This is a genomic window from Fluviibacterium sp. S390, assembly GCF_049800695.1.
GTDB lineage: Bacteria > Pseudomonadota > Alphaproteobacteria > Rhodobacterales > Rhodobacteraceae > Meridianimarinicoccus.
Map to the genome: position 1 here is coordinate 119202 of NZ_JBNAFN010000005.1, position 12235 is coordinate 131436.

Below are 12235 nucleotides of genomic sequence, written 5' to 3' on the forward strand. Positions count from 1 at the left end.
CAAGAGTCTCTTCGAAAGGAATGATGACATGATCAGACCGAACTCAAAACTCATCGCATTCTGCGCCGGTCTGGCATTGGCGCCGGCCTGTGCGGGCGCGCAGGACTGGAATTACGCGGCCTCGATCTATGGCTGGCTTCCCGGCCTTGGCGGATCCGTCGACACTGCGTACGGCAAGGTTGATCTGGAAAGCAGCGGCGGCGATATCCTGGACAACCTCAAGGGCGCGTTCATGGGCACCTTCGAGGCCCGCAATGATCGCTGGGGCTTCGTTCTGGACGGGGTCTATGCCAATCTTGGAAAGAAGGAAGACGCCCCCGCAGGAACCGCTTTCGACACCGTAGAAGTGAACACCAAGGTCACGGCGGTCAGCGGCTATGCGCTGTATCGGGCCTATGATGCGCCCAATGCGGATTTCGACGTCGGGATCGGCTTTCGATCCTTCGGCGTCGAATTGGAGACCGATTTCAACGCGTCAGGGTCTTCGGGCAGCCAGTCCAACAAGGCCGACTCCAACTGGACCGTTCCCCTGGTGGTCGCACGTCTGCGGGTGCCTTTCGGCAACGATTGGTACGGCAGGGTGGTCGCCGATGTGGGCGGATTGTCGTCCGACACCTCGACCTGGCAGGCGCTGGCCAGCGTCGGCTACCAGTTCAATGAAAGCTGGTCGGCGGAAGTCGGCTATCGCTACATGGACATCCAGAAGAAGATCGGCGGTTCGCAAGCCGATCTCGGTCTTGGCGGTTTCCTGATCGGCGGCACCTATCGCTTCTGACGCACCGTTTGATCCCGGATGATCCAGACAAAACGCCCGACCGAAATCCGGTCGGGCGTTTCTTGTTGGTCGCATCAATGCGTGCCGCAGAGAGTGCTCAGAACATGAACTCGTCGACCGGCGCATAAAGCTGGCTGGGATTGTACCAGGCCGGATCCATGTTGACGTTTTCAACCGACAGGGTGGTGCCGTCGTACCGGTAGAATTCCCAGCCGGTTTCATAGGTGGCGGCGCGGAACACCAACTCGCCATCGATGACATCCAGGTTGGTGACGCCGGATCCGCCGGGACCGTCTGCGATGTTGAAGACCATCTCGTCGACGCCAGTGGTGCCGTCGATCCGCCAGAGCTCCTGTCCGTGTATCCCGTTGTCGGCGGCGAAATAGAGGTCGCCGTCGAACACGGTCAATTGCTGCGGGTTCGATCCCGCGCTGCCGCTGTTGATGTCGGCCACAAGGCTGACCGCGCCGGTGGTGCCGTCCATCTTGTGCAATTCGGTGCCGCTGGTCGGACTGTCGGCGGTGAAATACAGATCCCCGTTGAAGGCGGTCAGTTCCGCCGGGTTCGAACTGGCGCTGCCGGGCTGAATGCTGGTCACGGTGGTGACGGTGCCGGTGGTGCCGTCCATCTTGCGCAACTCGACCCCGGTGGTCACGGTTTCGGCGGTGAAATACAGATCCCCGGCAAATTCGGTCAGTTGCGAGGGGTTCGAACTGCCGATCCCCAGATACAGGTCCGCAACAAGACTGACCGCGCCGGTGGTGCCGTCCAGCTTGCGCAACTCGGTGCCGATGGTGGCATCGCTGGCCCGGAAATAGAGGTCGCCGTTGAATTCGAACAGGTTGCTGGCATAGGAGCTGCCGTTGCCGGCATTGATGTCGGCGACAAGGCTGACGGTGCCGGTGGTGCCATCCATTTTGCGCAGCTCGAATCCGTTGGTCGGATCGAAGGCCGAGAAGTAGAGATCGCCGTTGAACGCGGTCAGATCCATGGGGCTGGAACTGCCGCTGCCGCTGCTCAGGTCGGCCACAAGGCTGACGGTGCCCGTGGTGCCATCCAGCTTGCGCAACTCGGCCCCGTTGGTCAGATCGAAGGCGGTGAAATACAGGTCGCCGTTCAACGCGGTCAACTGGCTGGGGGTACTGCTGCCGCTGCCGGTGAAGATGTCGGCGACAAGGCCGACATAGCCAGTGGTGCCTTCCAGAATATGCAATTCCGTGCCGCTGCTGCCGTTCGACGCCGTGAAATAGAGATCGCCGTTGAACTCGGTGAACAGGGCCGGGCTGGAGAACCCCGCACCGGGATTGATGTCGGCCACCAAGCTGATCGTGCCGGTGGTGCCGTCCCGCTTGTACAACTCTGCACCGCTGGCCAGATCGTAGGCCGAGAAATAGGTGTCGCCGTTGAAGGCGAAAAACCCGGTGGTGGCGGCATTGGAGGACGCGTCGTTGATCGGCGCGACCTTGGTGGTCGCCGTGCCATCGTGAGAGAACAGGGCATTGCCAGAGCCGTCGTTGGCCTGGAACACAAGCTTCCCGTCGACCACCACCAACTCGCTGGGGAAGGAACTGCCGCTGCCTGCGAACAGATCGGCCACCAGGCTGACCGCGCCCGTGGTGCCGTCCAGCCTGCGCAACTCATAGCCGCTGGTGGCGTCATAGGCGCTGAAATACAGGTCGCCGTTGTACGCCGTCACATGCGCGATGTTGGAACTGGCGCTGCCGCTGTTGATGTCCGCGGCAAGGCTGACCCCGCCGGTGGTGCCGTCCAGCTTGAACAACTCGGACCCATGGGTTGCATCCGTGGCGCGGAAGTACAGGTCGCCGTTCAACTCGGTCATGTCCGAGGGCGAAGCGCTGGCGCTGCCGGGGTTCAGGTCCGTCACAAGTCCGACCATGCCGGTGAGGCCGTCCAGCTTGCGCAACTCGGCGCCGTCGGCATCCGAGGCGGAGAAGTAGAGGTCGCCGTTGAACACGGTCAATTCCTTGGGCGACGACCCGAAGCTGCCCGGTTCAAGGTCGGCCACAAGGCTGACCGCGCCCGTGGTGCCATCCATGCGGCGCAATTCAGTGCCGTTCGCGGCGTCCTTGGCTGTTAAATACAGATCCCCGTTGAACCCGATCAACTGTGCTGGGTTCGACCCGCTGGCACCAGCGTACAGATCGGCCACCAGGCTGACGGCGCCGGTGGTGCCGTCCATCTTGCGCAATTCCTGCCCGTTGGCCGGATCGCTGGCGCTGAAGTAGAGGTCGCCGTTGAAGGCAAACAACTCCTTGGGGGCAGAGCCGCCGCTGCCGGGGTTCAGATCGGCCACCAGGCTGACCGCGCCGGTGATGCCATCCATCTTGCGCAACTCGGTGCCATGGGTGGGATCGGAGGCGGTGAAATACAGATCGCCGTTGAGTGCCAGCAGATTGGCGGGTGTAGAACCGCCGCTGCCGGCATTGATGTCGGCCACCATGGAAATCGCACCGGTCGCGCCGTCCAGCTTGCGCAACTCGTTGCCGTTGATCGGATCGCTTGCGGTAAAATACAGATCCCCATCCAGTTCCGCGAAATTCTTGGGGAAGGTGCTGTCAGTGCCGGCGGCAGAGTCGGCAATCCGGCGCGCGACCCCGTCCTCGTCCAGCCCCCACAACTCGTAGCCGCCAGACACATCGTAGCCCTGATAGAACAGGACATAGCGGTCCGCGCCCGCGATGGTCACGGTCACGGTTGCCGTATCGGTGCCGCCGTGGCCGTCGTCGATGGTATAGGTGAAGCTGTCCAGGGCGCTTTCGCCGCCGTGCAGGGCGTCGAACTGGCCGTTGGGATCATAGGTGAAGGTGCCATCGCCATTGTAGCTGACCAGCCCGCCTTCCACCGAGACCGCGTCGAAACCCGTCACCGTCAGCGTGTCCGAGGTATCCGGATCGGTGTCGTTGGCCAGCACATTGATGGTCACGACGGAAGAAGCCTCGCCGGTCGCCGCAGTGTTGTCCTCGGCGGTGGGGGCATCGTTGGTGCCGGTGATGGTGATGGTCACGGTGGCGGTATCGGTGTCGCCATTGGCGTCGGTGGCGAGATAGGTGAAACTGTCGGTCAGGGTTTCGCCCACCGCCAGCGCCTGCACGGCCGGATCCCCATTGTTCAGGCTGTAGGAATAGCTGCCATCGCCATTCAGGGTCAGGCTGCCCAGGGCAGGGCCCGTCACCAGACTTACCGTCGCCGGGGCGTCCAGAAGGCTGTCGTTGTCGGTGACATTGCCGGACAGGTCAGGGCCATCCTCGGCCACGGTCACCAGATCATCGACAGCGATGGCAGGCGGGTCGGTGGGATCGACCGGGTTGCCATCGACGTAGACCTCCAGGTTCTCCACCCGGTTGACCCGCAGCGTCTGTCCTTCGAAGCAGGTGAAGTAGAAGAATTCCTTCTCGGCTTCCTGGGTGCCGCCGGCGGTCTTGTCGGACATGAAGACCAGGTAGGCGGCGATCTGCGTCTGAACCTCAGGATCCAGCCACTCGGCCGATGACATCAAAAGTCGCAGGGTGTCGTAGCCAAGACCGCCATCAATGGTGTCCGTTGCGCCAGCATTGGTGGCCACGTCATAGAGCAAGACGTCATCGCCCCGTCGCCCGCGCAGCGTGTCGCTGCCCGCGCCGCCCGACAGCACATCGTCGTCGCGGGTACCATGTATGTCTTCATCCGCCGGTGTGCCGTTGATGATAATTCCGGACATGGGCAATTCTCCTTGAACGTCATGCCTAAAAACAACTTAGAGGATACACAATCTTTACCTATGATTGTGCGGAGATTTGGACAGATTCGTATCGATCTGGCGCTGAAATCTAGGGAAAATGCTGATTTGAGGGTGAAAACTGGTCGGGAGGGGGCTGCTGGACCCCGTGGTGCCTGCCCGAATCGCACAGTGCCCTGCTGTGCGCGGAAGGCCGCCACGTCCCGCGCGAACGCGGCAATTCCGAGGGATTTCAGTTCACGATCGCGACCCGGATGCGGTCGATGTCCCAACCCGCGTCACATTGGGCGGCGGCCCGTCACCGCTGTTGTAAAGGCGGCGGTCGGGGCAGTCCCGGCGGTATCGCAGGGCGGCCCGGAGGGTCAGGCGGTTTTCCCGGTGAATGCCTCGCGCAGCAGGTTCTTTTGCACCTTGCCCATCGTATTGCGGGGCAGTTCATCGAGAATGCGAATGGCGCGCGGGTGCTTGAACCGGGCAAGTTGCGGGCGCAGCGCCTCCAGCAACGCTTCCGGGTCGGGGGTGGCGCCGGTGGCGGGAACAACGGCGGCGATCACCGCCTCGCCGAAATCGGCATCCGGCACGCCGACCACGGCGGATTCGCCCACGCCGGGCAAGGTGTCGAGCAGAACCTCGATTTCCTTGGGGTAGATGTTGTAGCCGCCCGAGATGATCAGGTCTTTCTGCCGGCCGACAATCGACAGATACCCAAGCTCGTCGATCTGGCCGAGATCGCCGGTGATGAAAAAGCCGTTCTCGCGCAGTTCCTCGGCGGTCTTTTCCGGCATCCGCCAGTAGCCCTTGAAGACGTTTGGACCGCGCACTTCGATCATGCCGATGTCGCCGTCGGGCAGCACCTTGCCGGTCTCGGGGTCGGTGATGCGCAGATCGACGCCCGGCAGTGGAAAACCGACGGTGCCGGCGCGGCGGGCGCCGTCGTAGGGGTTTGAGACGTTCATGTTCGTCTCGGTCATGCCATAGCGTTCGAGGATCCGGTGACCGGTACGGCTTTCGAATTCCGTGTGCGTTTCTGCCAGAAGCGGCGCCGAGCCGGACACGAAAAGCCGCATATGCGCCACCAGATCCCCGGTGAACCGATCGTCGCCGAGAAGCCGGGTATAGAAGGTGGGCACGCCCATCAGCGCCGTGGCGCGGGGCAGGTCGGCGATGATGGCATTGATTTCGAACGCGGGATGAAACAGCATCGCGCCGCCCGTCAGCGCGACCACATTGACGGCCACGAACAGCCCATGCGTGTGAAAGATCGGCAGCGCATGCAGCAGCACGTCGCTGTCCGAAAAGCGCCACAGATCGGCCAATGCCTGGGCGTTCGACAGCAGGTTGTCATGGCTCAGCATGGCGCCCTTGGAGCGTCCGGTGGTGCCGGATGTATACAGGATCGCGGCCAGGTCTTCGGGGCCGCAGGGCAGGGGCGCCTGGTCCGCGCTTGCCGCCTGTGCCCGGTCCATCAGGCTGCCCGCGCCTTGTGCGTCGAGGGTCAGCAGGGTCGTGTCTTGCGACAGCAGAGGCGCAATCGCGTCTTCCTTGCCCGGATCACAGATCACCAGTCCCGGCTCGGCGTCGCCGATGAAGTACCCAAGCTCGGACGGCGTATAGGCGGTATTGAGCGGCAACAGCACCAGACCGGCGCGCAAACAGGCGGCGTAGATGGCCAGCGCCTGCGCGGACTTTCCGGTTTGCACCGCAACCCGGTCCCCCTTTTCCAGCCCCAGATCGGTAAACACATTGGCCATGCGCGCCGAAAGCGTGAGGAAATCCCTGTAGGTCAACGCCTCGCCGTCGGGCAGCAGCAGAAAAGGCGCCTCGCTTGTCGCGTGGCGTCCGAAAAGGCTGTCGAAAAGATAGTTGGTCATGTCTGGTGTCTCAGTTCTTTGTCTTGGCGGCATGTGATTTCAGCAGGCTGGCCAGCGCGCGTGTATGGGCGACCGAACCGCTGGCCGAATGGCCCTCGATATTGCGGTCGATCTGGGCGGGATCATAGAGATAGTTGACCATCGCCCCGCAGGATTGCCGCAGCCCGTTGGCGGACAGATCGGCGCCGAGGTTGATCTCATGCACCAGTGCGCCATTGCCGAGGTGAAAGCGCGCCACCGGATCGAGCGGTCCGCCGCGCGGGTGTTTTTCCTCGATCAGGTAGCGGGCCACATAGCCGCGCAAGGCTTCGGCCCCGGCTTCACCGTCTTCGGCGGCGGCCATGGCGCGGGCCAGCGGGGCGGTGTCTGCCGCACCTTCTGGCAGTTCGGCAAGCTGACGTTCAGCCCAGCAACGAAAGCCGGGGATCGGGGAAAGGGTGACGAAGGTGGTCAGGCCGGGCAGGGCGGTCTTGAGGTCTTCGACCACCTGCTTGATCAGCGAATTGCCGAAGGAAATGCCGCGCAGCCCCTTCTGGCAGTTTGAGATCGAATAGAAGACCGCGGTATCGATCTTCTCGGGCGACAGCGCAGGCCGGTCCTCGGCCAGCACGTCCTGGATGTTGCCCGCAATACCCTCGGTCAGCGCGACCTCGACGAAGATCAGCGGCTCATCCGGCATGGCGGGGTGGAAATAGGCGTAGCAGCGGCGATCCTCGGGCAGAAGTCGCCGGCGCAGTTCTTCCCAACTGTTGATCGCATGGACCGCCTCATAAGCGATGATCTTTTCGAGAATGCTGGCGGGGGTGTCCCACGAGATTCGGCGCAGCACCAGAAAGCCCTGGTTGAACCAGGACCGGAACAGATGCAGGTAGTCGAAATCAATCACCTCAAGTTCGGGTGCTTCGCGCATGGCGGCCAGAAGTTCCAGACGCATCGCAACCAGATCGGCCGTGGCCCCGGACACCCGGTTCAGCCGGCGCAGCAGTTCCTGACGGCGTGGCTCGGCGCAGGCGATGACCTTGGCCAATGTGTCGGCCGATTTTTCTGCGGCGTACTGCGTCGCCAGGTCGGCAAGTTGTGGGGCATCAATGTCGAAATCTCGCGCCAACATCTCGAAGAAGGCAAGTTTTTCTTCGGCGGTCAGGTCACTGTATTTCGCCAGCAGGGCGCGCGAGACCTGGCTTGACTGCACATCGCCAAGATCGGTCAGCAACAGATCACACAGTTCTCGCAGAGAGCGGCGGTCGGACGGCCGACCACCCAGACGCGGACGGGCCGTGATGGTCGAAAGCAGGTCGACCAGATAGCTCGATTGGATTTTCTGCATGTCGATCTAGAGCCTCGCGCTATAAAATCGATAATTCAAGACAAATAACATTTTTGTCGTCAATATTAAAGGAAGAGGGCCAACGGATCGCGCCGTCCGACCGCCTTTCTGCCTTCCGGACCGGGGCGACGGCGCGGCCCGCCCAGACTGGGATTACTCCTGCAACGCATCCGGGGTCTCGGCCAGAAAGGTTCCGGTCTTTTGGTAGTGGTCGAGCAGCCGTTCAGAGGCGAGATCGGCATCCCGTGCCACGGCGGCGTCCAGGATGCCCTGATGTTCCCCGGCTACGTCGCGACGAATGTACTTGCGCGACCGCGCCGCAAGATACCGGTAGCGCACGTTGAGATCATAGAGCTGGCTGCAATAGCGCAGCAGGATCGGCGAGCGGCACCGCGCCAGCAGCGCCATGTGGAACGCCTTGTGGCAGGTTTCAAAGGTGGTCAGCTCGCCGCCGTTGACACGGGCCATGCGGTGATGGGCCAGCACCAGCGCTTCTTCCCACGGGTTGTCGCCGCAGGCGAGGGAGTCGCGCAGGGCCATATCCTCCAGCGCGCAACGCAGCTTGAGGATTTCGCCGAAATTCTCCTGGCTGACCGGGGCGGCGCGAAAGCCGCGCTGGTCAAGCCGCTCGACCAGTTGGTCCGAAACCAGAAGCGTCAGCGCCTCGCGGATCGGCGAGGCACCGGTTTTCATCCGGTCCTTCAGGTGCTCGATCTTCAGCTTCTCGCCCGGCGCCAACTCGCCGGTGATGATCATCTGACGGATCGCCTGATAAGCGCCTTGCGTGGCCGACACGGACGCTGGCGGTGCTGCGGGGGAGGTCTCTGGAAGCGGCTCGATCATGAACATCTCGTATCCTGCTCGATCTGCAAAGCAAAGCGCTTGCGTTCGTCGTGCGGGGCGAAGCGCGAATAATCGCAATCAAAATAATACTGTTGAATGGCCATTGTCATGCCTCGGTTGTCGCAAGCGCCGGATGTTCCCGGCGCCTGCCCGATAGGAGTTTTCAGCGTGTGTCAGCCGTGCCGACCCGGATTTCGTCGCCAATGGTGATCGTCATCAGATCCTCGCCGATCTCAAGCGGACCGTCATAGGTCGTACGTGTCAGGGCCAGAACGTCGCTGGCCGTCGGCGCGGCACCCGGCGGGCCAAGCAGAACGAAGTGCGAGAAGACCGCAAGCCCCGGTTCCGCCGAGGCGAACACCTCGCCCGCTTCGTTGGGCAGGGTATGGTGCCCCATGATCGCCTTGATCGGGGGGCTGTCAGCGATGGCCTGTGCCGCCATGGCCACCTGGTGCACAAGCAGGTCCGCGCCGGTGGCGGCGTCGATCACCGCGTTATCCTTCCTGGTGTCGCCGCTGAGCACCACCGAGTGCCCCGCGTAGTCAATCCGGTAGCCGACGGCAGGCTTGATCTTCTCGCCATGGTTTACGGTAAAGGCGGTGACGGTCACGCCGTCCTTGTCAAAAACCACCCCATCCTCGGAGAACTCGTTCAGGTCAAACGCGACCCCGGCGGCGGGCAGGTTCTGATCGGCGACGCGGATCCTGATATCGTCACCGTAGGCCATGGTCAGGCCTTCTGTCAGCTTGGACAGACCCGTGGGCCCGGTGATGCGGAACGGCTCGGAATTTGCACCATAGGGCACCAGCCAGGACGTCAGCCAGAGGTCGGGAAGACCGATCACATGGTCCGAGTGGTAGTGGGTGACAAAGACCTCGTCCACGTCGCCGGGCAGAAGGCCGACCTGCCACAGCCGCTGGGTGGCGCCGCGGCCGATGTCAAACAGCAACAGATGCCCGCCAGCCGAGACCAGCGTGGAATAGCCGAAACGCGTCAACACCGGTGCCGGCGTGCCAGTGCCAAGAAGGGTGACGACCATGTCGGTTCCGGTTGCGGTGACGCTGTCGGCCTCGGCGAGCGAGGGCAGTTGCGCCATGCCCAGGGTGGCAAGGGCCGCAGCAAGCGCGGTCAGGCGTCGTTTCGGGCGTTGGGTCATGATCTTCCTCCAGTTGCGGTGTCGGGCCGGATCACGACAGGGCCACGGCATTCGTGGACAATCCGACAGTCAGGGTGATGGACCCTTCATTGATCATCCAGCGACGAAGCACATAGGACCGGGCGCCGGACAGGTGCATCGGATCCTTGTCAGCAAGCGCACGCGCTGCCTCCAGGCTGTCGGCGCGATAGATGATCAGTCCCATGCCTTCCATCTGCTGGCCGCTTTCGTCGGACATGGGGCCGGCAAAGGCGAGGCTGCCGTCACGCTCCAGCTGACCCTGGTAGGCCAGATGATCAGGCAGGGAGGCCTTGACGTCCTGGGGAGCTTTCGCCGGCGTGGATATCGCGACGTAGAGCTCCAGCGCCAACGCCCCGCGTGACTTGGCTTCTGCCTTGTAGTCCGCCCATGCAACCATGGTTGGCCTCCCTCTAAAAAATCGATATAAGTTGACTTATACAGAAATAGTAGGCAAAAATCCTTCAACTGACAAGGAAGAAGAATATGCGATATCTGGTTGGTTCTGACCATTCTGGTGCGGCGGTGTACGCTGTAGAGGGCGATACAGCGGTGAATCTGACCGCACTGAACCCGGCGATCGGGGTCGATCTCATGGCACTGATCCGCGATCCGTCCTTGCTGGATTCGATTGCGGGAGACCTTGCCGACGCCCCCCGTGTTGCGGTCACGTCAATCATTCCTGCGCTGCCCGTTGCGACACCGGGCACGATCATCTGCCTCGGCTTGAACTACACCGACCACATCAAGGAAGGGGGCTATGACATCCCCGACTACCCGGCACTGTTCATGCGTGGCCGGAATTCGGTCATGGCTGCCGGTGCGCCCATGGTGCGTCCAAGCTGTTCGGAACGGCTGGATTACGAGGCCGAGCTGATGCTGATCGTCGGCAAGGGCGGGCGGCATATTTCCGAAGCCGATGCGCTGGATCATGTCTTTGGCTACACGGTGTTCAACGACGGCTCGGTGCGCGACTACCAGCGCAAGACGCATCAATGGACCCCCGGCAAGAACTTTGACAACACCGGCGCGATCGGCCCGTTTGTCGTGACGCCGGATGACCTGCCCCAGGGTGCTGGCGGTCTGAAGATCGAAAGCCGGGTCGGGACGGAGATCCTCCAGTCCTCCAACACCGGCAACATGATCTGGTCGGTGGCCCAGACCATCGCCACGATTTCCGAATACACCACGCTGGAACCCGGCGATCTGATCGCAATGGGCACACCGCCGGGTGTTGGCCATGCCAAGAAGCCCAATCCGCGCTGGCTGAAGCCCGGAGAGGTTGTCGATATCGAGATCGAAGGCATCGGCATCTGTTCCAGCCCCGTCATCGACGAAAAGGACCTGCCCGTGAAAGTGGCTGCAGAATGACCGCGCCCGTCGGCAAGGCGCTGGAAGAGGCGCGGGCGAAGGCGCAGGCCGATGTTCGCGACTTGCGGCAGCGGCTTGAACGCCTGTCTGACGACGCGATCGACGTGGTGCTGCGCGGCGCCCGCTCACACTATGCGTGGACGGACAAGCCGGTCAGCGATGAGCTGCTGCACGAGCTGTTCGAGATCACGATCAACGGGGCCACCAGCATGAACACGCTGCCGGCACGCTTCGTTTTCGTGAAGTCGCCAGAGGGCAAGGCGCGGCTGGCCAAATCCCTCAAGGCAAAGAACATCGACAAGATGATGGCCGCGCCGGTCACGGTGATCGTGGCCTATGACATCGATTTTTGGAAGCATCTGCCGTTCCTCTTCCCGCACGAAGACCGCCGCCCGCATTTCGAAGGCAAGCCCGAGCATTGCGAGACCACGGCGTTTCGAAACGGCACGCTGCAGGGCGCGTATCTGATGATCGCGGCGCGGGCGCTTGGTCTGGATGTGGGCGCGATGTCAGGGTTTTCGAACGCCATCGTGGATGAGGAGTTCTTTGCAGGCACACCGCTGAAATCGAATTTCCTGTGCAACCTCGGCTACGCCGACGAAAGCGCGTTGTTCCAGAAGTTGCCGCGGTTCTCGTTCGATCAAGTCTGCAGCTTCGCCTGAAGGTGGGAAAGACCATGGCAATCAAACCAAAGTCTGTCGTGACATATCGGACCACGGCGCAATGTCCGACACATGCGCGCACCGAAATTCCCCTGCGCGATCTGCAGGTGGTCATCGATGAGCCAAAGGAACGCGGCGGCACCAATCTGGGACCGTCGCCGACCGAGGCCGCGGTGGCGTCCCTGATCGCCTGCACCAATGTGATCGGCCACAAGAACGCGCACCGTCTTGGCATCGATCTGGGCGACGTGACCATCGACGCGGCCGCCCGGTTCGATCGGCGCGGCGTCCTGATGGAAGAGGAAATCGACCTGCCTTTTCCCGCGATCGCCCTGACCGTGAACTGCACCACGCCGGCGAACCAGAAGGACCTGGATCGCGTCGGTGCCGAAACCGCAAAGTACTGTGCCATCGCCAAGCTTTTCGTGGCGGCAGGGACGGACCTGACGGTGACCTGGGTGAAGACCAACTGAAGC

10 protein-coding genes are annotated in these 12235 nt (G+C 62.4%); 4 read left to right on the forward strand and 6 right to left on the reverse strand.

Going from position 1 to position 12235, the window contains the following annotated elements; genetic code table 11:
• Positions 1-28: 28 nt before the first annotated feature.
• Positions 29-775, forward strand: a complete 747-nt coding sequence (locus ACP15K_RS05890) for an outer membrane protein (RefSeq protein WP_193142420.1) — start codon at positions 29-31, stop codon at positions 773-775.
• 97 nt (positions 776-872) lie between these two features.
• Here ACP15K_RS05890 and ACP15K_RS05895 read toward each other — a convergent pair whose 3' ends face one another.
• The 6 genes from ACP15K_RS05895 to ACP15K_RS05920 all read right to left on the reverse strand — a co-directional run bounded on the left by ACP15K_RS05895 (position 873) and on the right by ACP15K_RS05920 (position 10126).
• Positions 873-4493, reverse strand: coding sequence for an Ig-like domain-containing protein (locus ACP15K_RS05895; RefSeq protein ID WP_424990045.1), 3621 nt, complete (start codon positions 4491-4493; stop codon positions 873-875).
• Positions 4494-4873: 380 nt separating this feature from the next.
• Positions 4874-6382, reverse strand: coding sequence for a malonate--CoA ligase (locus ACP15K_RS05900; RefSeq protein ID WP_424990046.1), 1509 nt, complete (start codon positions 6380-6382; stop codon positions 4874-4876).
• Positions 6383-6392: 10 nt separating this feature from the next.
• On the reverse strand, positions 6393-7709 hold the full coding sequence (locus tag ACP15K_RS05905; protein ID WP_424990047.1) for a malonyl-CoA decarboxylase: 1317 nt from the start codon (positions 7707-7709) through the stop codon (positions 6393-6395).
• A 153-nt stretch (positions 7710-7862) separates the two neighbouring features.
• A complete protein-coding gene (locus ACP15K_RS05910) occupies positions 7863-8552 on the reverse strand; it encodes a GntR family transcriptional regulator (RefSeq protein WP_424990048.1) in 690 nt (229 codons plus the stop codon).
• 163 nt (positions 8553-8715) lie between these two features.
• A complete protein-coding gene (locus ACP15K_RS05915) occupies positions 8716-9708 on the reverse strand; it encodes an MBL fold metallo-hydrolase (protein WP_424990049.1) in 993 nt (330 codons plus the stop codon).
• 31 nt (positions 9709-9739) lie between these two features.
• Positions 9740-10126, reverse strand: coding sequence for a YciI family protein (locus ACP15K_RS05920; protein ID WP_193142416.1), 387 nt, complete (start codon positions 10124-10126; stop codon positions 9740-9742).
• Between the two features lie 86 nt (positions 10127-10212).
• Here ACP15K_RS05920 and ACP15K_RS05925 point away from each other — a divergent pair, with 86 nt between their 5' ends.
• Genes ACP15K_RS05925 through ACP15K_RS05935 form a run of 3 tightly spaced genes read left to right on the forward strand, consistent with a single transcriptional unit; the run spans position 10213 to position 12232 of the window.
• A complete protein-coding gene (locus ACP15K_RS05925) occupies positions 10213-11097 on the forward strand; it encodes a fumarylacetoacetate hydrolase family protein (RefSeq protein ID WP_193142415.1) in 885 nt (294 codons plus the stop codon).
• Positions 11094-11759 (forward strand): malonic semialdehyde reductase, encoded by a 666-nt coding sequence (locus ACP15K_RS05930; protein ID WP_193142414.1) that lies wholly within the window; start codon positions 11094-11096, stop codon positions 11757-11759. The genes ACP15K_RS05925 and ACP15K_RS05930 overlap by 4 nt, the downstream gene beginning before the upstream one ends.
• Positions 11760-11773: 14 nt before the next feature.
• Positions 11774-12232 (forward strand): OsmC family protein, encoded by a 459-nt coding sequence (locus ACP15K_RS05935; protein ID WP_193142413.1) that lies wholly within the window; start codon positions 11774-11776, stop codon positions 12230-12232.
• Positions 12233-12235: the final 3 nt, after the last annotated feature.

What these genes read in the sequence shown, in the direction of transcription:
- ACP15K_RS05895 (WP_424990045.1), bottom strand. Translation starts at nt 4,493, where the DNA reads ATGTCCGGAATTATCATCAACGGCACACCGGCGGATGAAGACATACAT.
- ACP15K_RS05920 (WP_193142416.1), bottom strand. Translation starts at nt 10,126, where the DNA reads ATGGTTGCATGGGCGGACTACAAGGCAGAAGCCAAGTCACGCGGGGCG.
- ACP15K_RS05900 (WP_424990046.1), bottom strand. Translation starts at nt 6,382, where the DNA reads ATGACCAACTATCTTTTCGACAGCCTTTTCGGACGCCACGCGACAAGC.
- ACP15K_RS05910 (WP_424990048.1), bottom strand. Translation starts at nt 8,552, where the DNA reads ATGATCGAGCCGCTTCCAGAGACCTCCCCCGCAGCACCGCCAGCGTCC.
- ACP15K_RS05930 (WP_193142414.1), top strand. Translation starts at nt 11,094, where the DNA reads ATGACCGCGCCCGTCGGCAAGGCGCTGGAAGAGGCGCGGGCGAAGGCG.
- ACP15K_RS05905 (WP_424990047.1), bottom strand. Translation starts at nt 7,709, where the DNA reads ATGCAGAAAATCCAATCGAGCTATCTGGTCGACCTGCTTTCGACCATC.
- ACP15K_RS05890 (WP_193142420.1), top strand. Translation starts at nt 29, where the DNA reads ATGATCAGACCGAACTCAAAACTCATCGCATTCTGCGCCGGTCTGGCA.
- ACP15K_RS05925 (WP_193142415.1), top strand. Translation starts at nt 10,213, where the DNA reads ATGCGATATCTGGTTGGTTCTGACCATTCTGGTGCGGCGGTGTACGCT.
- ACP15K_RS05915 (WP_424990049.1), bottom strand. Translation starts at nt 9,708, where the DNA reads ATGACCCAACGCCCGAAACGACGCCTGACCGCGCTTGCTGCGGCCCTT.
- ACP15K_RS05935 (WP_193142413.1), top strand. Translation starts at nt 11,774, where the DNA reads ATGGCAATCAAACCAAAGTCTGTCGTGACATATCGGACCACGGCGCAA.